This is a genomic window from Methylobacterium sp. E-065 (assembly GCF_022829605.1).
Classification (GTDB): Bacteria; Pseudomonadota; Alphaproteobacteria; order Rhizobiales; family Beijerinckiaceae; genus Methylobacterium.
The window spans coordinates 219049-238977 of the sequence record NZ_JAKSYD010000114.1 but is presented as its reverse complement, the minus strand read 5'-3'; the positions used below and the strand labels follow the sequence as shown (position 1 = coordinate 238977).

At 67.9% G+C, this 19929-nt stretch carries 20 protein-coding genes; 13 read left to right on the top strand and 7 right to left on the bottom strand.

What is annotated here, in order from left to right; all coding sequences use genetic code 11:
- The first annotated feature begins 101 nt into the window (after positions 1-101).
- The 5 genes from MKK84_RS15325 to MKK84_RS15305 all read left to right on the top strand — a co-directional run bounded on the left by MKK84_RS15325 (position 102) and on the right by MKK84_RS15305 (position 7614).
- Positions 102-1337 (top strand): aspartate kinase, encoded by a 1236-nt coding sequence (locus tag MKK84_RS15325; RefSeq protein WP_243921068.1) that lies wholly within the window; start codon positions 102-104, stop codon positions 1335-1337.
- A 189-nt stretch (positions 1338-1526) separates the two neighbouring features.
- Complete coding sequence (gene ptsP / locus MKK84_RS15320; RefSeq protein ID WP_243921067.1) at positions 1527-3788, top strand: phosphoenolpyruvate--protein phosphotransferase; 2262 nt, start codon at positions 1527-1529, stop codon at positions 3786-3788.
- Positions 3789-3983: 195 nt separating this feature from the next.
- Positions 3984-5069 (top strand): peptide chain release factor 1, encoded by a 1086-nt coding sequence (gene prfA / locus MKK84_RS15315; RefSeq protein WP_243921066.1) that lies wholly within the window; start codon positions 3984-3986, stop codon positions 5067-5069.
- A gap of 10 nt (positions 5070-5079) precedes the next feature.
- Entirely contained in the window at positions 5080-5991 is a 912-nt protein-coding gene (prmC, locus tag MKK84_RS15310; RefSeq protein ID WP_409566508.1) for a peptide chain release factor N(5)-glutamine methyltransferase, read from the top strand.
- Between the two features lie 495 nt (positions 5992-6486).
- Positions 6487-7614 carry a DUF4167 domain-containing protein gene (locus MKK84_RS15305; protein WP_243921062.1) on the top strand — a complete coding sequence of 376 codons (1128 nt, stop codon included), beginning with the start codon at positions 6487-6489 and terminating at the stop codon, positions 7612-7614.
- Positions 7615-7914: 300 nt separating this feature from the next.
- Here the strand turns inward: MKK84_RS15305 and MKK84_RS15300 are convergent, their stop codons facing one another.
- From MKK84_RS15300 to MKK84_RS15290, 3 genes are all read right to left on the bottom strand, one after another.
- Positions 7915-8640, bottom strand: a complete 726-nt coding sequence (locus tag MKK84_RS15300) for an RlmE family RNA methyltransferase (RefSeq protein WP_243921061.1) — start codon at positions 8638-8640, stop codon at positions 7915-7917.
- A 25-nt stretch (positions 8641-8665) separates the two neighbouring features.
- The gene (locus MKK84_RS15295; RefSeq protein WP_243921059.1) at positions 8666-9748 is read right to left on the bottom strand and encodes a Ppx/GppA phosphatase family protein; all 1083 of its coding nucleotides are present in this window, start codon (positions 9746-9748) and stop codon (positions 8666-8668) included.
- A 110-nt stretch (positions 9749-9858) separates the two neighbouring features.
- Positions 9859-10332, bottom strand: coding sequence for a response regulator (locus tag MKK84_RS15290; protein WP_243921057.1), 474 nt, complete (start codon positions 10330-10332; stop codon positions 9859-9861).
- 312 nt (positions 10333-10644) lie between these two features.
- Here MKK84_RS15290 and MKK84_RS35465 point away from each other — a divergent pair, with 312 nt between their 5' ends.
- From MKK84_RS35465 to adh, 5 genes are all read left to right on the top strand, one after another.
- Entirely contained in the window at positions 10645-11469 is an 825-nt protein-coding gene (locus tag MKK84_RS35465; RefSeq protein ID WP_279599534.1) for a cold shock domain-containing protein, read from the top strand.
- 559 nt (positions 11470-12028) lie between these two features.
- Positions 12029-12355: an iron transporter gene (locus MKK84_RS15275; protein WP_243921055.1), complete on the top strand. Its 327-nt coding sequence runs from the start codon at positions 12029-12031 to the stop codon at positions 12353-12355.
- Positions 12352-13872, top strand: coding sequence for a PepSY-associated TM helix domain-containing protein (locus MKK84_RS15270; protein WP_243921053.1), 1521 nt, complete (start codon positions 12352-12354; stop codon positions 13870-13872). Before MKK84_RS15275 ends, MKK84_RS15270 begins: the two co-directional genes overlap by 4 nt.
- Complete coding sequence (locus MKK84_RS15265) at positions 13869-14216, top strand: DUF3325 domain-containing protein (protein WP_243921052.1); 348 nt, start codon at positions 13869-13871, stop codon at positions 14214-14216. The genes MKK84_RS15270 and MKK84_RS15265 overlap by 4 nt, the downstream gene beginning before the upstream one ends.
- A 336-nt stretch (positions 14217-14552) precedes the next feature.
- On the top strand, positions 14553-16076 hold the full coding sequence (adh, locus tag MKK84_RS15260; protein ID WP_243921050.1) for an aldehyde dehydrogenase: 1524 nt from the start codon (positions 14553-14555) through the stop codon (positions 16074-16076).
- Between the two features lie 73 nt (positions 16077-16149).
- Here adh and MKK84_RS15255 read toward each other — a convergent pair whose 3' ends face one another.
- Positions 16150-16479, bottom strand: a complete 330-nt coding sequence (locus MKK84_RS15255; RefSeq protein ID WP_243921048.1) for a hypothetical protein — start codon at positions 16477-16479, stop codon at positions 16150-16152.
- On the bottom strand, positions 16476-16772 hold the full coding sequence (locus tag MKK84_RS15250) for a hypothetical protein (protein WP_243921046.1): 297 nt from the start codon (positions 16770-16772) through the stop codon (positions 16476-16478). The genes MKK84_RS15255 and MKK84_RS15250 overlap by 4 nt, the downstream gene beginning before the upstream one ends.
- 164 nt (positions 16773-16936) lie before the next feature.
- On the opposite strand from MKK84_RS15250, the gene MKK84_RS15245 reads away from it, so the two are divergent.
- Genes MKK84_RS15245 through MKK84_RS15235 form a run of 3 tightly spaced genes read left to right on the top strand, consistent with a single transcriptional unit; the run spans position 16937 to position 18226 of the window.
- Positions 16937-17362 carry a DUF779 domain-containing protein gene (locus MKK84_RS15245; RefSeq protein ID WP_243921044.1) on the top strand — a complete coding sequence of 142 codons (426 nt, stop codon included), beginning with the start codon at positions 16937-16939 and terminating at the stop codon, positions 17360-17362.
- A gap of 13 nt (positions 17363-17375) precedes the next feature.
- Positions 17376-17789: a carboxymuconolactone decarboxylase family protein gene (locus MKK84_RS15240; protein WP_243921042.1), complete on the top strand. Its 414-nt coding sequence runs from the start codon at positions 17376-17378 to the stop codon at positions 17787-17789.
- Positions 17786-18226 carry a cupin domain-containing protein gene (locus MKK84_RS15235; protein ID WP_243921039.1) on the top strand — a complete coding sequence of 147 codons (441 nt, stop codon included), beginning with the start codon at positions 17786-17788 and terminating at the stop codon, positions 18224-18226. The genes MKK84_RS15240 and MKK84_RS15235 overlap by 4 nt, the downstream gene beginning before the upstream one ends.
- A gap of 4 nt (positions 18227-18230) precedes the next feature.
- On the opposite strand, the gene MKK84_RS15230 is transcribed toward MKK84_RS15235, so the two are convergent.
- Positions 18231-19274: a tetratricopeptide repeat protein gene (locus MKK84_RS15230; RefSeq protein WP_243921037.1), complete on the bottom strand. Its 1044-nt coding sequence runs from the start codon at positions 19272-19274 to the stop codon at positions 18231-18233.
- Positions 19271-19918, bottom strand: coding sequence for a thiamine phosphate synthase (locus MKK84_RS15225; RefSeq protein ID WP_243921035.1), 648 nt, complete (start codon positions 19916-19918; stop codon positions 19271-19273). Before MKK84_RS15225 ends, MKK84_RS15230 begins: the two co-directional genes overlap by 4 nt.
- Positions 19919-19929: the final 11 nt, after the last annotated feature.

The following is a 19929-nucleotide window of genomic DNA, read 5'->3' as shown; positions in this document are numbered from 1 at the left end:
TTGTTGACACCTCAACGAGCCGCTTGTACCCGCCCAGCACCCTTCGGACCGCCCGCGTCGGTCCGGCCCCGTCGCCATCGGGAACCCGCGACCGAGAGCCCATGCCCCGTCTGGTGATGAAATTCGGCGGCACCTCCGTCGCCAACGTCGACCGCATCCGCAACGTCGCGCGCCACGTCGCCCGCGAGGTGGCGGCCGGTTACGACGTCGCCGTGATCGTCTCGGCCATGTCGGGCAAGACCAACGAGCTGGTCGACTGGGTCAAGGATGCGAACCCGCTCTACGACCCCCGGGAGTACGACGCCGTCGTCGCCTCCGGCGAGCTCGTGACCGCCGGCCTCCTGGCGATCGCCCTCCAGAAGGACGGGCTGAAGGCCCGCTCCTGGCAGGGCTGGCAGATCCCGGTGGTGACCTCCGAGGCGCACGGCTCGGCCCGCATCGACGAGATCGACCCGAAGAATTTGGAGGCGGGCTTCGCCAAGGGCGAGGTCGCGGTGATCGCGGGCTTCCAGGGCATCCACGCCGAGACCGGCCGAATCACCACTTTGGGCCGTGGCGGCTCCGACACCTCGGCAGTGGCGGTGGCGGCCGCGATCGGCGCCGAGCGCTGCGATATCTATACGGACGTGGACGGGGTCTACACCACGGACCCACGCATCGTACCGAAGGCCCGCCGGATGGAGCGGGTGACCTTCGAGGAGATGCTGGAGATGGCCTCGCTCGGCGCCAAGGTGCTGCAGGTCCGCTCGGTTGAACTCGCCATGGTCCACCGGGTGCCGACGACGGTCCGCTCCTCCTTCGATCCGCCGGACGCCGCCCGTCCCGGCACCCTCATCTGCGACGAGGACGACACCGTGGAACAGCAGATCATCACCGGGATCGCGTTCTCCCGGGACGAGGCGCAGATCACCCTGCGTCGGGTCAAGGACAGCCCCGGCGTCGCCGCCGCGATCTTCGGGCCCCTGGCCGATGCCAACATCAACGTCGACATGATCATCCAGACCGTGTCGGGCGACCAGTCGACCACCGACATGACCTTCACGGTGCCGGCCGCGGATTACGAGCGCTCCAGGAAGATCCTCGACGAGGCGCGGACGCAGATCGGCTACGCGCAGATCGAGGGCGCCACCGACGTGGTGAAGGTCTCGGCGATCGGCGTCGGCATGCGCAGCCATGCGGGCGTCGCCGCCAAAGCGTTCCGGGCGCTCGCCGAGAAGGGAATCAACATCCGCGCGATCACCACGTCGGAGATCAAGTTCTCTGTGTTGATCGACGCTGCCTACACGGAGCTTGCCGTGCGCACGCTCCACTCGCTATACGGCCTGGATCAGGCCTGAGCCTGGGACGAGGCGGTTTCGATCGGGGCGCATGGTGCGACCTGAACAGTCGCGGGCCGTTTCGCCGATCCCAGAGCACGTCTGGCGAGAGCGCGACGGTTCATCCGGCGCCGGCCGTCCCGAGCTTGGCGCCAAGGTTGCAGGGTGGTCGACGCCAAGACCGCTCATCGACACTGGAACGACGAACAGATGCCCGCTGCGCCCGGAGGCCCGCGCCTGCTGCTGCGCCGCCTCCGCGAAGCGATGGCGGAGCCGGTCAGCCCCCAGGCACGCCTCGACCGCATCGTCGTCCTGATCGCCGCCAACGTCGTGGCCGAGGTGTGCTCGGTCTACGTGCTGCGGGATGACAACACCTTAGAGTTGTTTGCCACCGAGGGTCTGAACTTCGAAGCGGTCCATCAGACCCGCATGCGCACCGACGAGGGCCTCGTCGGCTTGATCGCCCGCACGGCCGAACCGCTCTCCCTGTCCGACGCGCAGAACCACCCGGCCTTCTCGTACCGACCGGAGACCGGCGAAGAGGCCTATCACGCCTTTCTGGGCGTGCCGCTGCTCCGTGCCGGCAACACGCTCGGCGTGCTGACAGTCCAGAACAAGACCTACCGCGTCTACTCCGAGGAGGAGATCGAGGCGCTCCAGACCACCGCCATGGTGCTCTCGGAGATGATCGCCTCCGGCGAACTGGAAAGCTTGGCCCCCGACGCAGGCACGGCCGCCCGTCGCCCGGTCCTGTCCCGGGGCATCGCCCTCGCCGACGGGATCGGCCTCGGCTACGTGGTGTTGCACGAGCCCCGCGTGATCGTGAAGACGCTGATTGCCGAGAACGTCGATCGCGAGGTCGCCCGGCTCGACGCGGCGATCGAGGAGGTCCGCTCGGCGATCGATGCCCTTGTGGAGCGCGGCGACCGGATCGGCACGGCGGAATCTCGCGAGGTTCTGGAGACCGTTCGGATGTTCGCCCACGACAAGGGCTGGCTCCGGCGGATGCGCGAGGCGGTGGCCTCCGGCCTGACCGCCGAGGCCGCGGTCGAGCGGGTCCAGTCGGACAACCGCGCCAAGATGATGCGCCAGTCCGACCCGTACCTGCGCGAGCGGCTGCACGATCTCGATGACCTCGCCAATCGATTGCTGCGGGCACTGATCGGCCCTGGCGCGGCGGGGGTTTTCGTCCTGCCTGAGAACGCCATCCTGGTGGCGCGGACGATGGGACCGGCGGCGCTCCTCGATTACGAAGCGTCGACGCTGCGCGGAATCGTGCTGGAGGAGGGCGGTCCCACCAGCCACGTCGCCATCGTGGCCCGGGCGCTGGGCATCCCGGCGGTGGGCGAGGTGGAGAACGCGACCGCGCTCTGCGACGCGGGCGATGCCATCATCGTCGACGGCGTGGCCGGCGAGATCCATGTCCGGCCCGGCCCCGAGGTCGAGGCGGCCTATGCCGAGATGGTGCGCCTGCGCGCCCGCCGGCAGGAGCAGTACCGGGCGCTGCGCGACGTGCCGGCCCAGACCCGCGACGGGGTGCGGGTCGGGCTGCATCTGAATGCCGGGCTTCTGGTCGACTTCAGCCACCTCGAGGAGACCGGCGCCGAGGGCGTCGGCCTGTTCCGCACCGAGCTGCAATTCATGGTGGCGCAGCGGATGCCCTCCGCGGTCGAGCAGCAGGAACTCTACCGTAAGGTGTTCGCCGCCTCGAAGGGCAAGCCCGTGACGGTGCGCACCCTCGACATCGGCGGCGACAAGATCCTGCCGTACATGGCCAAGCTCGAGGAAGAGAACCCTGCGCTCGGCTGGCGGGCGATCCGCATCGGCCTCGACCGGCCGGCTCTGCTGCGGATGCAGCTTCGCGCGCTTCTGAAGGCAGCCAACGGCGATCCGCTGAAGATCATGTTTCCGATGGTGGCCACAGTGGACGAGTTCGTCCGCGCCCGCGGCATCGTCGAGCGCGAGAAGGCCTACCTCAAGCGCCACGGCTACGAACTCCCGACCGAGTGCCGCCTCGGAGCGATGATCGAGGTGCCCTCGCTCCTGTTCCAGATCGACGAGATTGCCAAGGAGGCGGATTTCCTGTCGGTGGGCTCAAACGACCTGATGCAGTTCCTGTTCGCGGTGGATCGCGAAAACCGCCGCGTCGCCAACCGCTTCGATCCGCTCAGCGTCGCTGCGCTCCGGGCGTTCCGGCTGATCGCCGAGCGGTCGAACGCAGCCGGCTGTCCCGTCACGGTCTGCGGCGAGATCGGCGGCCGCCCCCTGGACGCGATGGCGCTGATCGGCCTCGGCTATCGCGACCTGTCAATGTCGCCGGCTGCCATCGGTCCGGTCAAGGCGATGGTGCTGAGCCTGGATGCCCGGGCGGTGGCCGAGCTGATCGACACCGAGATGGCGCGGATGCACGACGGCGACTCCCTGCGCCCGGCTCTCACAGCCTTCGCGCACGCCCACGGCGTACCTATCTAGGGTCTCGACTCTTGCCGACCGTTCGGCCGGAGTTGTAGGGCAACGCCATGACGTTTCCGGGCGGCACGCCGCCGTGTCCGTCCCCGTACGGGAGAGGCATGGGGGAGGACTGGGCGCCGGGGCTCGAACCCTGCCGTCCGTGCTTCTCCACGTCCCGGCCGGGACGCCTTGCGAACAACTCTAGAATCACGGGCGATGATCCCCTTTCCGACCGAGCGTCTCGACGCCATCCTGGCGCGGCACGATATCGTCACCGCGCAGCTCGCCTCCGGCGAGGGCACTCCAGACACCGTGATCCAGCTGTCGCGGGAGCTGTCCGACCTGGGTCCCGTGGTGGAGGCGATCCGCCACTACCGTGCGGCCTCGGAGAATCTGTCCGGCGTCGAGGCGCTGATCGATGAGCCCGGCACGGATTCCGAGATGCGGGCGCTCGCCGCTGAGGAGAAGCCGGAGGCACAGGCTGCCCTCGAATCGGCGCATCGCGACCTGCAACTCCTGCTGCTGCCAAAGGATGCCGCCGACGAGAAAAGCGCCATCCTGGAAGTCCGGGCCGGCACCGGCGGCGATGAGGCCGCCCTGTTCGCCGGTGACCTGTTCCGGATGTACGCGAAGTACGCCGAGTCGAAGGGCTGGCGCGTCGAGGTGATCTCGGAGAGCGAGGGTACGGCCGGCGGCTTCCGCGAAGTTGTCGCAGAGGTGAAGGGGCGGGGCGTGTTCGCGCGCCTCAAGTTCGAGAGCGGTGCCCATCGGGTGCAGCGCGTGCCCGATACCGAGACGCAGGGGCGGATCCACACCTCGGCCGCAACCGTGGCGGTGCTGCCCGAGGCCGAGGAGGTCGACATCCACGTCAACGACGCGGATCTGAAGATCGACACGATGCGCGCCCAGGGCGCGGGCGGCCAGCACGTAAACAAGACCGAATCGGCGATCCGCATCACCCATCTGCCGACCGGCATCGTGGTGTTCGTTCAGGAGGAGCGTTCGCAGCACAAGAATCGCGCGCGCGCCATGGCGGTGCTCCGCGCCCGGCTCTACGAGGCTGAGCGGAGCGCCAAGGATTCCGTCCGGGCGGCCGATCGCAAGGCGCAGGTCGGCTCGGGCGATCGTAGCGAGCGGATCCGCACCTACAACTTCCCGCAGGGCCGGGTGACCGACCACCGGATCAACCTGACCCTCTACAAGCTGGAGGAGGTGATGGCCGGCACGGCCCTCGACGAGGTGGTGGACGCCCTGATCACCGAACATCAGGCGGAGCTCCTCGCCGCCGAGGGCATGGCCTGAGCGGCACGTGATATCCGGATCGAGCCACGGCCTGTCCCGCCGCGCGGCCCTTCGGCGCAGCACGGCCGTGCTGCATGCGGGGGGCCTCGGAGAAGCGGCGGGCGATGCCCGCTTCCTGCTGATGGGGCTCCTCGGGCTCGAGGCGCGCGACCTTCTCGTCGCAGGAGATCAGCGCCTGCACGATCACGAGGCGGCCGCTCTGGATGCTGCGCTGGCGCGGCGTCTGTCCGGCGAGCCCGTGGCCCGTATCCTCGGCGCGTGGGAGTTCTGGGGCCTACCCATCCGCCTCGGACCCGAGACCCTGGTCCCGCGGCCCGACACCGAGATCTTGGTCGAAGCCGCGCTGGCCACGGTGTCGGACCGGAGCGCACCGGTGCGATGCCTCGATCTCGGCACGGGCTCCGGCTGCATCCTGGCGGCGTTGTTGAGTGAGCTTCCCGGCGCCTTCGGCACCGGTCTTGACCGTTCGGAGCCCGCCCTCAGGATAGCCCGTCACAATATCGTGGCGAACGGTTTCGGCAGTCGGTCAGCCTTTGCGGTGTCGGATTGGTGCGACGCCATCCGGGGGCGCTTCGATCTCGTGGTCTCGAACCCGCCCTACATCGCGCGCGACGTCATCCGGACCCTGCACCGCGAGGTGCACGAGCACGATCCCCTGGCTGCCCTCGACGGCGGCCCGGACGGTCTCGATGCCTATCGACGTATCCTCGATGGCGTCCGGACCCAAAACCTGCTCGCCCCTGGGGGAATGCTCGCCCTGGAGATCGGATACGATCAGGCCGAAACAGTCCGCGACCTGGCCGTTGCGGCCGGCTTCGCGGATCGCGGCCTGACCCGCGATCTCGCCTGTCATGATCGTGTGCTGTGTTTCGGTCTTCCCAAAGCCGCGTGGGATCCCCACGTATCGTCCGACAGCGGATAGGCCCACACGCCCGATTGCGCCGCAATTGGCCACGCCGCAGCGCTTTTATTGACCGGCGCTCCTACGCAAATGTGGAGCTCACCGCGACGGAGCGGGATGCATCGAAAAAATGCTTGTTGCCCGAGCCGGGGAACGCTAATGTTGATCTGAAGATCGCGGATGGTTCGTTAAGTCGGACAACGTTAGGGTCGGTGACGACCATAGGTCGCCGACGGGTTCGCTGATCCCCAAACCGTTGAACCAGAGCGCGCGTGACGGCGCGGCGGTTTAACAGCGCTTGAACCTGACAATCAGCTGGTCTCCGGTGCCTTGCCCGGGAACGCGGTGCGAGGGATGGTCAGACAGACGCGAAGGTCGCACAGCGATCATACGCGCGGCGCCGCCGGGTGCGCTTGACCGGCACGCGTCACGAAGTCCCGATTGGCGCCTCCGAAGACAGTCGTTTGCGTGAACGAGGGTCATTACAGACCGATGAGACCAAACCAAAATCGACGGATGCGCGGCCGGAATCGGCCGAAAGGTCCGAATCCACTGACGCGCTCGTACGAATCCAACGGTCCCGACGTTAAAATTCGCGGCACCCCGCAGCACATCGCCGACAAGTACGCACAGCTCGCGCGTGACGCGCTCGCGGCGGGCGATCCGGTCGCTGCCGAGAACTATTTCCAGCACGGTGAGCACTACTTCCGGATCGTGTCCGGTGCTCAAGAGCAGACCCGTCCCTCGAATACGGGCGGTTACGCCAGCCGGTCCGATGACGACGAGATGGACGAGGGCGATGAGGACGGCCAGGGCAACGGCACGTCCCAGAACGGTCACGCCTACAACGGCTACGACGACGGCGATCCGGGACAGCAGCCCCAGCCCTACGACACCCGCGGCGACACGAACCAGGACGGGCGCCAGAATCGCGACCGGTTCCAGAACCGCGACCAGCGCCGCTTCGACAACAACGGCCGGCAGGATTACCGCCGGCAGGATCAGCCGCGCCAGGACCAGCAACGCAACGATCAGCAACGTCACGATCAGCCGCGTCAGGACCAGCAACGTCAGGACTACCAGCGGCAGGATTATCAGCGCCCTGACTACCGACAGGATCGACAGAACAATCGGCAGGACCGCCAAGAGTATAGCCGGCCGGACTACCGGCAGGACCGCCCGGACAATCGGCAAGCCGACAGCCGGCAAGAGGGGTTCCAAGAGAACCGTCCAGACAACCGCCAGCAGGATGCACGCGTCGATCAGGGGCGCTACGACAACGGACGCAGCGAGGCGGTGCGTATCGAGCAGCGCACAGAGACGCGTCAGGAGCCCCGCTCGGACGCACGTCCGGAGCGTGCTCCGCGTGGCGAGGCCGCTCCGCGTGGCGAGGCCGCTCCGCGGCGCGAGCGCCGGCGCGAGGCTGCGCCTGTCGTTGCCGAGGATCCCGCAGGCCTGCCGGCATTCCTGATGGCTCCCGCCCGCCCCGTCGCTGCGGCCGAGCCGCCGACCGCGCCGGAGCCGGAGGTTTCCGCCGAGGAGGCTCCGGCCGCCAAGCCGCGTCGCCGCCGCCGTCCGCGCTTCGAGGGCGTGGCGGAGGAGGGCGTGCCGCGGACGTCGTCCGACGACACCACCACCGAGTAGAAGAATAGCTGACTGCGATCGGTGATCTGGAAGAGCCGTCCCGAACAATCGGGGCGGCTTTTTTCGTATCCGGTCGTCACACCCCGGGAAGCGCGCAGTCTGGATAGGCGCGGATCCGATCGGTTAGCCGATGTCGCCGACCGATCTCGTCCGAAGGGAGCGTGTCTCCCAGTCCCACGCCACGTCCGGCGGATGGCACGGCGAGCCCGTACATCAGGTCGAGGCTGTCGGTGATCCGACCGGCCCGATCCTCCACGTGCTGAACTGTGTCGGTGAACAGGCTGACCCGGCCGGCTCGCCTCAGTCCTCGTCGGACGCCCGGGTGCCGTCCGGCGTGCCGCGATAGCCGGTCGCAAGGACGTAGAGCTCGCTCGAATCGGCCCGACTCGCCGCCGGCTTCACGTGGCGGACGGTGGCAAAGTCACGCTTCAGGTCGCTGAGCAGCGCGCTTTCGGTGCCGCCCTGCAGCACCTTCGCGAGATAGGCGCCGCCCGGCCCCAGCACCTCGCGGGCAAATTCAGCCGCGGTCTCGGCGAGGCCGATGATGCGCAGGTGATCGGTCTTCTTGTGGCCGGTGGCGTTGGCCGCCATGTCGGACATCACGAGGTCGGCCGGGCCGCCGAGCAGCGCGGTCAGCGTGGCCGGGGCTTCGGGATCGAGAAAGTCGAGGGTGATGAATTCGACGCCGGCCATCGGCTCGATCTCGAGGAGATCGATGCCGACGATCTTGCCGGAAGCGCCCACGATACGGGCAGCAACCTGCGACCAGCCGCCCGGGGCGGCACCGAGGTCGACGATCCTCTGGCCGGGCCGCAGCAACTTGTAGCGCTCGTCGATCTCCAAGAGCTTGTAGGCCGCCCGGGACCGATAGCCCTCGCGTTTGGCCCGGGCCACGTAGGGATCGTTGAGCTGCCGCTCCAGCCAGCGCTTCTGCGATAGGGTTCGTCCGCGGCCGGTCTTGACCCGCTGCTTCAGCTCCCCGCGCACGCCGCCGCCAGAACTCGCGCCGCCGCGCCGGTCGCTCATCGTGATCCCTTCTTCGGCGATGCCTTCATCTTACAGCCTTCCGGTTCCAGACCCCGTCCTCCCGCATCATGTTCATCAGCAGGCCCTCGCGCAGGCCCCGATCGGCGATGCGCAGGCGCTCGGACGGGAAGGCCCGGCGAATCGCCTCCAGGATCGCGCAGCCGGCCAGCACGAGGTCAGCCCGGTCGCGGCCGATGCAGGGATTGTCGGCCCGCTGCTCCAGCCGCGTGTCGAGCAGATCGTCAATCGCGGTGGTGACGTCGGCGTCGTCCATCCACAGGCCATCGACGCGCCGCCGCTCGTAGCGCACCAGCCGCAGATGCATGGCGGCGATCGTCGTCACCGTGCCGGACGTGCCGAGCAGGTGGAAATGCGGCGCCGTCGCGGCGGCGGCCGCACGGATCGCGAAGGGCGAGAGCTTCTCGGCCACTTCCTCGACCATACCCTCGAACATGCGCCGCGTGACCTCGGCGCCGCCGTGGCGTTCGGCCAGGGTCACGACGCCGACGGGCAACGAATCCCAGGCCCGGATCCGCAACGTCGGGTCGGTGGATGGGTTGGCGGCCGCGCCGTCGAGCCACGCGATCTCGGTGGAGCCGCCGCCGATGTCGAAGATCACGACCGATTCGGCGAGCGGATCGGCCAGCGCCGCGCAGCCGGTCACCGCGAGATAGGCCTCGGTCTGGCGGTCGACGATCTCGAGGTCGAGGCCCACGCCGCGCCGGACACGCTCGACGAAGGCCGCACCGTTGACCGCGAGCCGGCACGCTTCCGTGGCGATTATCTTAGCGCGCTGCACGCCGCGGGCCTGCATCTTGGTCCGGCAGATGCGCAAGGCTTCCACAGTACGCTCGATCGCCGCCTCGTTCAGCCGATCCGACGTCCCGAGACCCTCGCCGAGCCGGACGATCCGCGAGAACGCGTCGATCACGCGGAAGCCGCTGAAGGTCGGCTCCGCGACCAGCAGACGGCAATTGTTGGTCCCGAGGTCCAGCGCCGCGTAGGCCGGGCGACGGCGCTCGCGGCCCGGGAGAGGGGTGGAGGTCTGATGCGGCCCTGCGCCGATCTGCATTCGGGACGGCGCGGCCGCGGCGGTCTCGTCCCTCATCGGCGCGGCCGTCGATCCTTCGGGTCGGCCAGGAGCGCTGTGCTCGGCCTGAGCTGATCTACGACCCTACAGGCTCGGCGGGGAACTGCAACGTCCGATCGTGGCCGTGATCAAGCGACCGCCTTCATCATGCCGACCCGGCGCGGGATCGGCCGCAATAGGCTCTTCACCTGCGAGTAGGGGCGGGGTCGGTTGATCACCTCGTCGAGACGCGACCAGAGGGTCTTGGGTGAGAAAGGCTTGGCGATGATCTCGTTCACCCCGAGTGCCACCGCGCGGTCCACGACGTTCCGGCGGGGCTGCGCCAGCATCAGGATGATCGGGATGGTGGGGCAGGGCGAGGTCGTGGGTGTGCGGGCCAGCCGGATGAATTCCTCGCCGGACAGAATCGACAGGTCCCAGTCGATGATGCTGAGATCGGGCTTGCTCTCCGCGAGGACGCCGAGCGCTTCCGCGCCGTCCGGCGCCTCCAGAACGCGCTTGATGCCGACGCGCATCAGCATGTCGCGCACGATTCGACGGATGTAGAGGCTCTCGTCGACGACGAGGGCCGAGAGATCGGGGAAGGTCGGGGTCGCGATCATGGCCTGTCGCAGTGCGGAACAGGATATCGACGCTAACCGGACACCGTTTGCGTTTCGCTAACGCATTCTCTCACATGTGAAAGGTCATGCCGGCCGCTCGCGGCATCTGCGTTGTTTACCGCAAGAAAGTAACGGAACGGGCGCGTTTGAGACAAGAAGGTCCTTGCGGTCAAGGCCCGATTGCGTCAGGACTGGGGCGTTATTCTTGGTTACCGCGACCTGGGGTAATGATAGTGCGGGGCGTGGGCTGTCTGGGATGGCGCGCACGCGGTATTCGAGACAAGGGCGGCGGACGGTTTTTGCGAGCTTTCGATGGGACGTGGTCGTGATTTCAGGGGGCCGCAGAAGCGTGGCTTCGACGAGAGTGGCGAGCCGAGATGGCCTGACCAGGCTCCCCCCAGCGGCGGATACGGCGGCGGCTACGGTGGCGGCGGCGGCGGTGGTGGCGGCTTCGGTGGCGGCGGCGGTGGCTTCGACCGTGGTCCGGCCCGTGGCGCGGCGCCGGTTGCGTCCGGCCCGGAGCGTGATGCGACGGTAAAATGGTTTAACAAGGAGAAGGGCTTCGGCTTCGTCGAGCTGGGCGACGGCTCGGGCGATGCCTTCCTCCACATCCGCGCCGTCGAAGCGGCTGGCCACGCCGATCTCATGCCGGGCACCCGTCTGACGGTGACCACGGCGCAGGGTCAGAAGGGCCCGCAGGTGACCAGTGTCACCAGTGTCGACACGTCCACAGCTGAAGCAGCACCCGCTCCCCGGCGCGAACTGCGTCCGCGGACCGGTGGCTTCGGTGGTGCCGGCGGCGGTGGCTATGGTGCCCCCAGTGGCGGCGGCTACGGTGGCGCCGGCGGCGGATACGGCGGTGGCGGTGGCGGTGGCGGCTACGGCGGTGGTGGCGGCGGCGGTGGCCGTGTCTCCAGCGGCCCGTCCGTCGAAATGAACGGCACGGTGAAATGGTACGATCCGGCCAAGGGCTTCGGCTTCGTTTCGGTCAATGACGGCGGCAAGGACGTGTTCGTTCACCGTTCGGCTCTGTCCCGCGCTGGACTCGAGTCTCTGGCCGAAGGGCAGCAGGTCACCCTGGCTGTGGTCGACGGGCAGAAGGGCCGCGAGGCCCAGAGCATCAACGTCGAAGATTAAGGTTTCGCGGCCGCATCGCCGCCGCGAACCGCACGAAGATTATTGGGCGGTGGTTCCGAAAGGAGCCGCCGCCCGCTTCGTTTCTGGGTTCGCCAGCGAGTTTGCCATGCGTCGCAGCCTGCTCTCGGCTCTTCTGCTCGTCGCTGCCAGCGGCGCGCGCGCTGAGGATTTCACTGGCTTCTACGCCGGGATCAACGCCGGATACGCCCGGGGTCATGAGCGCGAAAGGGCCGGGGGCGAATCGCCGTCGCCGCTGGCAAGGCCGGGCGCGGATCTGCCGCCGAGTGCGCGGGACGCCGCGCCGGCACTGCGCCCCTCCGGGTCGACTCGCACTGCTCCGCCGTCGGGGCGCTGAACGGATCGGCAGATCGCGGTAGTCCGATGTCCGTCGGACGCCCAGCGGATCGATTTGAGTGTGGGCGCAACGATCGACGACCTAGTCAGAATCGCTCCAAGTCGTTCAACCCTCACTGGAATCGTTCCGGAACATAAGCGTTGCGTCCCTCCGACGGCCGCGGTTAGGTCAGACCATGGGATCACGGAATCGCGAGATGGCGCCATGAACACCAGTCCGGTGGGCGCCCATTCGGGGAGGGCACGCGCGTATCGATTGGCGGTGGCGGCGCGGGTTCTCCTGGCAAGCGTAGGCGGTTACGGGATTGCCGCTCTGGCGAGCGCATTGCTCGCGCTGATCTCGTCCGGCACCCGGGCCGAGGCCGTGTCGACCGCGTTGATCGCAAGCTTCGCCATCATGGCAGCCGTGGTGATCTGGGTTTTTGCTGCGGGGACGGTCGGACGCGCCGCGCTGGTTCTGGGGATCGTGGCCGCGCTGCTGACCGTCGCCCTGTGGCTCGCCGGTGCTTTCCAGACCGGAGGCGCCGCATGAGCCGGCCCAGGAGTGTCCGCCAGTCGATGGCGTGGCTGCACACGTGGTCCGGGCTCGTGGTCGGATGGGTGCTGTTCGCGATCTTCGTCACCGGTACCGCCAGCTATTACCGGCCCGAGATCTCGCACTGGATGCGGCCGGAACTGTCGGCGGCGAAACCTGATCCCGCAGCCGCGGCGACCCGCGCCGGTGCGTTCCTCCAGAGGACGATGCCGGATGCCGCGGGATGGTCGATCAAGCTGCCGAACGCCGAGAACCCGGCCGTCGAGGTCTACTGGTGGCGGAGTTTCAGCGGCCCGTTTCATCACGCGCTGCTCGATCCCGCATCCGGCGAACGCGCAGCGGTCCGGGATACGCAGGGCGGCGACTTCCTCTATCGTTTTCACTACGAGCTGAGTCTCCCGCCGCTCCTGGGGCGCTGGATCGTCTCGGCCTGCGCCATGATCCTGCTGATCGCACTCATCTCGGGGATCGTGACCCATCGGCGGATCTTCGCCGATTTCTTCACCTTCCGACGGGACCGCTCGGCGCAGCGCGGCTGGCTCGACGCCCACAACGTGATGGGTGTCCTGGCGCTGCCGTTCCACCTGATGATCGTCTACACGGGCCTCGTCACGCTATCGGCGATGCTGATGCCCTGGGCGGTGCAGACGGCCTATCGCGGCGATATCCTGCGCTACTACGCCGATGCCGGCATCATGATCGCCGGTCGCCCGCCGGCCGGGCGTCCCGGCGCAGCGCTGCCCCTCGGCGAAATCGTGTCGCGGGCCATGGCGGCGGCCGGCGAGTCGCCCGAACTCGTGATGATCACGCATCCGGGCGATGCAGTCGCGACGGTCACCGCTTACTTCGAGGAGCCGCCCGGCCTCGCCCATCTCCACCCCCAGATCGCCTACGATGCGACCACCGGCGTGGAACTCGGGCGGGTCGGCGAAGCCGGCGCCGCCACGCGCACCGGCGCCGTGATGGTCGGGCTGCACGAGGCGCATTTCGCAGCCGCGCCCCTGCGCCTCGTGTTCTTCCTCTGCGGCCTCATGGGGGCTGCCACGGTGGCGACGGGGCTCGTGCTTTGGACCGTCGCCCGCGCGCCGAAGAATGCCGCTCCAGAGGGTCTTGGCCTTCGCTTGGTCCGCATCCTCAACCTTGGCACCATCGCGGGGCTGCCGGCGGGCCTCGCGGCCTATTTCCTCGCCAATCGATTGCTCCCCGTCGCGCTGGACGCACGGGCGGAGTGGGAGGTCGGCGCGTTCTTCGGGATCTGGGTGCTGGCGGCTGCAGCGTCCGCACTCTATCCACGGCCAAAAGCATGGTCGGTCGCCCTGACCGTGCCGGCTTTGGCCTTTCTGGCGATTCCGATCAGCGATGCATTGACGGTGGGCGAGCTTCGGTTCCTCGGCTTCGATCTCGCAATGGCGGTCCTCGGGTTGCTTCTCCTTCTCGCGGCGCGACTCGCGGGCCGGCGAGCAGCAATGCGACAACCGTCCCGGGCGAACCTGCACAGGGCAGCCGAAGCGTGACCGTATCGGCCCTGGTCCTGAGCCTTCTGCTGTCGTTCTCGGGCATGTCCGCCCTGGCATTGAGTCTGGATCGGCACCACCGCGCGGTCTTCCGCACGCCGGTGTCCCGACGCCGACTCAGCGGACTGCGCGCGGCGGGCTGGTCGGGCCTCGGTCTATCCTGCGCAGCCGCGATCGCATCGGCCGGTTGGAGCTTCGGCCCGGTCCAGTGGATCGGCTCGCTCACCGGCTCGGCGCTCGCCGTGGTCGCCCTGATCGCCTATCGGCCGATAGCGCTGCGAGCCGCCGCGCTGGCAGCTCTTCCGCTCGCGACCCTGATGCTTCCATTCGCTCTGATGCGATGATCAGTGGCACGACAGGCGCGCTGACCCGTCGATCGGTCCGCAGGCGTACGGATGCTGAAATGTTCGCACGGCAAACGCTGGTGCAGCACTAAGGATTTCCGGATTTCAGCGACGCTGATCCCGAAGAACATTGCGCTCTCGCGATCGCGTCCGGAAGGGCGTAGGATCCTCACACTCGCGCACTGGCCAAAAGTCCACCTTGATTCGACACGCCAAAAGACATTGGCTGTGACCATCGCGGAATCGGACGCGGCCCAACCAAGCGGCCGCCCGGCGCACTGCGAACGCCCAAGAGCCGCGGTTCGCGAGGCCGGGGCCAATGGAGGAAACAGAGCGATGAACAAGCCGGAATTTCTTGGCGACTCCAAGGTGAAGTCGCCGTTCTCGGCCCGCTACGAGAACTTCATCGGTGGCCAGTGGGTCGCCCCCGCGGCCGGCCGCTATTTCGAGAACACCTCACCGATCACCGGGAAGGTGATCTGCGAGGTCGCCCGCTCGGACGCGCAGGACGTCGAGAAAGCGCTCGACGCCGCCCACGCGGCCAAGGAGGCCTGGGGCCGCACCGCCCCGGCCGAGCGCGCCCGCATCCTGCTCAAGATGGCCGACCGGATGGAGGAAAACCTCGATCTCATCGCCCTCGCTGAGACCTGGGACAATGGCAAGCCGATCCGCGAGACGATGAACGCCGACATCCCGTTGGCGATCGATCATTTCCGCTACTTCGCCGGCTGCGTGCGGGCGCAGGAGGGTTCGCTTTCCGAGATCGACCACGACACGGTGGCCTATCACTTCCACGAGCCGCTCGGCGTTGTCGGGCAGATCATCCCGTGGAACTTCCCGATCTTGATGGCCGTGTGGAAGCTGGCGCCCGCGCTCGCCGCCGGCAATTGCGTGGTCCTGAAGCCCGCCGAGCAGACCCCGGCCTCCGTGCTGGTGCTGATGGAAATCGTCGGCGACCTGCTGCCGCCGGGCGTCCTCAACGTGATCAACGGCTTCGGCCTCGAGGCCGGCAAGCCATTGGCCTCCTCGCCCCGCATCGCCAAGATTGCCTTCACGGGTGAGACGACCACCGGCCGCCTCATCATGCAGTACGCCTCGCAGAACCTGATCCCAGTGACGCTGGAGCTCGGTGGCAAGTCGCCGAACATCTTCTTCGCCGATGTCGCCAACGAGGATGACGATTTCTTCGACAAGGCGCTCGAAGGCTTCACGATGTTCGCCCTCAACCAGGGCGAGGTCTGCACCTGCCCGAGCCGCGCGCTCGTGCACGAATCGATCTACGACCGCTTCATGGAGCGGGCGGTGAAGCGCGTCGAGGCGATCACCCAGGGCTCGCCGCTGGATCCGGCCACGATGATCGGCGCCCAGGCCTCGGGTGAGCAGATGGAGAAGATCCTCTCCTACATCGATATCGGCCGGCAGGAGGGCGCGCAGCTGCTCACCGGCGGCGAGCGCAACGTCAAGGACGGCGAGTTCGCCGAGGGCTTCTATGTGCAGCCCACGGTGTTCCGCGGTCACAACAAGATGCGCATCTTCCAGGAAGAGATCTTCGGCCCGGTCCTGTCGGTCACGACCTTCAAGGACGATGCCGAGGCGCTCTCCATCGCCAACGACACCCTCTACGGCCTTGGCGCCGGCGTCTGGACCCGCGACGGAACCCGCGCCTACCGCTTCGGCCGGGCGATCCAGGCCGGCCGCGTCTGGACGAACTGCTACCACGCCTACCCGGCCCACGCGGCCTTCGGCGGCTACAAGCAGTCCGGCATCGGCCGCGAGACGCACAAGATGATGCTCGATCACTACCAGCAGACGAAGAACATGCTGGTCAGCTACTCGGCCAAGAAGCTCGGCTTCTTCTGAGCTTCTGCCCGGGTTAACCCCCCGCGACGACTTCCGCCCCGGCCTCGCGGCCGGGGATTTCTCAAATCTGGATTCAGCGCTTCAGGCAGGACGCTGCGATGGCGGCCGATGTCCGATCGTGCAGGCTGATCGTGCGATCGGCCACCGGACGGCGAACCTCCTCGCCCTGGTTGGCTTCGGCCTTTTCGAGTTCCCACAGCCGATCCTTCACCGCCCCATCGGCGTAGCAGGCACAGAACGCCGCCTTGTCGGCGATCCCGGTATCGGGCGGGGCGATCCAGTCGGGATGGTTCAGGCAGGTGCGCAGTGCGGCTTCCCGTGCCGGCGCGTTGACGTCCTCGCGCGCAAAGGCGGGGGCGCCCGCCAGCGCGGCGAGCAGCAGGGCGACGAACGGGCGGTTCAATAGACGCCGTATCCGAGACCCTCGAAGGGCACGTTGGCGATGGAGCCGGGCGGCATCGGGCCGGCATCGGCGCTGACGCTGGGTATGTCGTCGGGCGGCCCGTCCCAGCCGACGACACCCATCGGATTGTCGGGCATGACGTTCGGATTTCCGGCCACGCGCCAGGCATGCTGGAGGAAGAGCGGCTGCGCGCGCGGCTCAACACGGAGCGCGAGCGGATCGGCACTGGCCGATCCGGCCATCAGCGTAGCGAAGATGAGGGCCAGACAGGGGGCGGCGATTCGAGGGGTCATGGTGCGATCAGCCCGTAGGGCTCTCCGTGTCGCCCGATCGGGGCGCGTTCCCGATGAGAAACGCCGATACGGCCGGTCCGGCACCAGCTTGGCTGTTCTGATGACGCAAATGTGGAAATCGCGCGCCGCACCCGCATATCAACAATCACACCGGGGAGGACAGTATGAGCCTGAATGCGCACATTGAGGCCACGACCGCCGAGCAGGTCGGCGCCGATGGTACGCCGCTGCGGGTCACCGCGACGCCGAAGGCATTGCAACTGATCGAAGAGCTTCGCTCCGAATACGGCCCGGTCATGTTCCACCAGTCCGGCGGCTGCTGCGATGGCTCTTCGCCGATGTGCTACCCGGTGGGCGATTTCATCGTCGGCGACGGGGATGTGCATCTCGGCCAGGTTGGGGGCGCCGATTTCTTCATCAGCTGCTCGCAGTTCGGTGTCTGGAAGCACACGCATCTGATTCTGGACGTGGTACCCGGGCGTGGCGGCATGTTCTCACTGGAGAACGGCCGCGAGAAGCGCTTCCACATCCGCTCGCGGTTATTCTCAGATGCTGAGAATCGCGCCTTGGACGGCGCCTGCAAGCTCTGAAAGACATTCCGGCATGGCGACTGTGACGCTCAAGAGCGATGCCGAAGCCGAGGCGGACCCACGGGTCCAGGCGGTTTTCTCGGATATCCGGACGACCCGTGGCTCGGATTTCATCAATAATTTCTGGCGCGGGCTCGCGCACGATCCCGCCCTGCTGGAGCGGACCTGGACCGGTCTCAAGGCCGTCATGGGCCCAGGAACGCTCGATCCCCTGACCAAGGAATTGATCTATATCGCGGTCTCGATCGCCATTGGCTGCCCCTACTGCATCCACTCGCACACGGCCGCTGCCCGCGCGAAAGGCTTGACCTCGGGGCAACATGGCGAGTTTCTGGCTGTGGTCGGCATGGCGAACCAGACCAACGCGCTGGTCAACGGCATGCAGATCCCGGTCGATGCCGCCTTCAAGGTCGGAGAAGGTTCATGAGCTCCGGTTCCGAAACGCTGAAAGCGGGCTTGCGCGTGGTGCGTGAGAGCGCGCCGTTCCGCGGTAAGCAGGGGCATCTCTACCGCCCCGCCATCTCCGCCGAAGCGGTGGGCTCCGCCGCTTTGCACATGCAGCTTCTGGAGATCCCACCCGGCGAACGGGCCCATGCGCACAAGCACGAATCGCATGAGACCGCCATCTACGTCCTGTCGGGCGTATCAGGTTGCTTCTGGGGTGAGCGCCTGGAGCATCACGCGATCGCGGGCGCGGGCGAGTTCGTCTACATCGCTGCGGACGTGCCGCACCTGCCCTACAACCGCAGCCGGACCGAGCCGGTCACGGCCGTGATCGCCCGGACCGATCCGAATGAGCAGGAGAGCGTCGTGCTGCTGCCGGATCTGGAAGACGGCGTCGATTGGTCGAAGGCCGACGAATAGCGCCTCAGCGCTGCTCAACCCGCTCGTTGGCGAGCCGCTCGGCGCGCGCCCGCTCGTCCGTCGAGAGGCCCGACAGGGTCTGGTCGAGCCACGCATCGGACAGGCCCTGGCCGGCTGCGGCGAGGTTCCAGGCTGCCGCTTCGACCGGGTTCTTCGTCACACCGCGCCCGACGGCGTAGAGTCGCGCCAAACGGTTCTGCGCGATCGCGTTCCCCCGTGAGGCGGCGTGCAGGAAGTAGCGGGCGGCCGAACGCTCGTCTTTGGTCACGCCGTTGCCGTTGAACAGCAGGATGGCGTACTCGATTTCGCTGGCCAGATCGCCGTTGTCGGCGCCGCGGCGGAACAGGGACGCCGCCTTGCCGGCATCCTTCGGCACGCCACGGCCCTGGAGGTAGAGTACACCCAGATCGTGCTGAGCCGGGCCGATCTCGGCATCCGCCGCCTTGCGGAATTGCGCGGCGGCCGCCGCCTCGTCCGACGGGCTGCCCGTGCCGATCAAGATCAATCCGAGATTGTAGGCCGCGGTGGGTGAGCCATTCGCGGTGGCCTGTTCCAGCCAGCGGCGGCCGACCTTCGGATCCTTCGCCATGCCGCGGCCGTCGAGGGCCATCAGGCCGAGGGACGACATCGCGGCGGCATCGTTCTGGGCCGCGGCGAGGCGGTACCAGTCGGCAGCCTTGACCGGATCCTGCTTCACCCCGAGGCCCTGATTGTACAACTCGCCCAGGAGCGTCATCGCGGCGGCGTCTTTGGAGTTTGCGGCGATGCGCTTGGTCGCCTCCCGGAAGGCCGTGACGTACTGCCCGCGCTGGTAAGCCCCATAGGCGAGATCCGCCGGCTGGCCGCTGGCCGGGGGGACGGCGCCACGGGTGTAGTTCGGGGTGTAGGGGGTCGGCAGCTCCGGCATCGGCTTCTGGCCGGGCACCGCGCTCGCCGATCGCGGGGGGGAGGCCGTGCTCATGGACGGATCGCTCGGACCCGCGGCCCAAGCCGGCAACGCCAGCAGCGTGCCGACGAGCGCCAGCGCGGGACGGAGATCCCGCCTCATCGTGCCGGCACTTGCGCGAGCACCTGCTGCGCCTTCCCGACGGCGGCCGGATCGGCCAGCCACAGATCGCTCTCGAGCCCGATGAACTCCGCGCCCGTTGCGGAGAGTGGGCCGATCGCATCGGTGCTCGTGGCGACGGCGATGCAGGGCGTCTCGAAGATCTCCGCCCACCAGGAGACACGCGCCAGCACGGTCTCGGCATCGGGCGCCGCACCATCCGGGTACAGCCCCCCGAACATCACGTAGTCGACCCCCGCCTCACCGGCCTCCATGGCGGTATGCTTGGTCTCCGTTCCACCGACACCCAGGATGCGACCGTCCCGCAGGCGGCCGCGAAGATCCTTCAGGTCGCGAGGCTTGTCGACGTGGATACCGTCGGCCCCGCCGCGGATCGCCACCGTAGCGAGATCGCCGGTGAAGCCCGGGCAGGCCACGACCAGGGCCGCTCCGTGCTCCTGCGCCACCGGCGCCACCTGTTTGACCTGTGCAGTAAGCCCGCGCTCGTCGGTGGCGGCGAGCCGCAGGATCACGGCCGCGACTTCACCGTCGGCGCAGGCAGCCTGGAGAGCCGACACGAAAGCCTCCGTGCCGGCCGCGTCCAAGCCGTGAGGCCCGAGCAGGGCGAGACGGGTACTGTTGCTCATCGCGTCGGCCA

Coding starts and splice junctions, on each gene's coding strand:
- MKK84_RS15275 (WP_243921055.1), top strand. CDS start 12,029: ATGAACACCAGTCCGGTGGGCGCCCATTCGGGGAGGGCACGCGCGTAT.
- MKK84_RS15230 (WP_243921037.1), bottom strand. CDS start 19,274: ATGAGGCGGGATCTCCGTCCCGCGCTGGCGCTCGTCGGCACGCTGCTG.
- MKK84_RS15225 (WP_243921035.1), bottom strand. CDS start 19,918: ATGAGCAACAGTACCCGTCTCGCCCTGCTCGGGCCTCACGGCTTGGAC.
- MKK84_RS15325 (WP_243921068.1), top strand. CDS start 102: ATGCCCCGTCTGGTGATGAAATTCGGCGGCACCTCCGTCGCCAACGTC.
- ptsP (WP_243921067.1), top strand. CDS start 1,527: ATGCCCGCTGCGCCCGGAGGCCCGCGCCTGCTGCTGCGCCGCCTCCGC.
- MKK84_RS15290 (WP_243921057.1), bottom strand. CDS start 10,332: ATGATCGCGACCCCGACCTTCCCCGATCTCTCGGCCCTCGTCGTCGAC.
- adh (WP_243921050.1), top strand. CDS start 14,553: ATGAACAAGCCGGAATTTCTTGGCGACTCCAAGGTGAAGTCGCCGTTC.
- MKK84_RS15295 (WP_243921059.1), bottom strand. CDS start 9,748: ATGAGGGACGAGACCGCCGCGGCCGCGCCGTCCCGAATGCAGATCGGC.
- MKK84_RS15305 (WP_243921062.1), top strand. CDS start 6,487: ATGCGCGGCCGGAATCGGCCGAAAGGTCCGAATCCACTGACGCGCTCG.
- MKK84_RS15245 (WP_243921044.1), top strand. CDS start 16,937: ATGAGCCTGAATGCGCACATTGAGGCCACGACCGCCGAGCAGGTCGGC.
- MKK84_RS15240 (WP_243921042.1), top strand. CDS start 17,376: ATGGCGACTGTGACGCTCAAGAGCGATGCCGAAGCCGAGGCGGACCCA.
- MKK84_RS15250 (WP_243921046.1), bottom strand. CDS start 16,772: ATGACCCCTCGAATCGCCGCCCCCTGTCTGGCCCTCATCTTCGCTACG.
- MKK84_RS15300 (WP_243921061.1), bottom strand. CDS start 8,640: ATGAGCGACCGGCGCGGCGGCGCGAGTTCTGGCGGCGGCGTGCGCGGG.
- MKK84_RS35465 (WP_279599534.1), top strand. CDS start 10,645: ATGGGACGTGGTCGTGATTTCAGGGGGCCGCAGAAGCGTGGCTTCGAC.
- MKK84_RS15235 (WP_243921039.1), top strand. CDS start 17,786: ATGAGCTCCGGTTCCGAAACGCTGAAAGCGGGCTTGCGCGTGGTGCGT.
- MKK84_RS15270 (WP_243921053.1), top strand. CDS start 12,352: ATGAGCCGGCCCAGGAGTGTCCGCCAGTCGATGGCGTGGCTGCACACG.
- prfA (WP_243921066.1), top strand. CDS start 3,984: ATGATCCCCTTTCCGACCGAGCGTCTCGACGCCATCCTGGCGCGGCAC.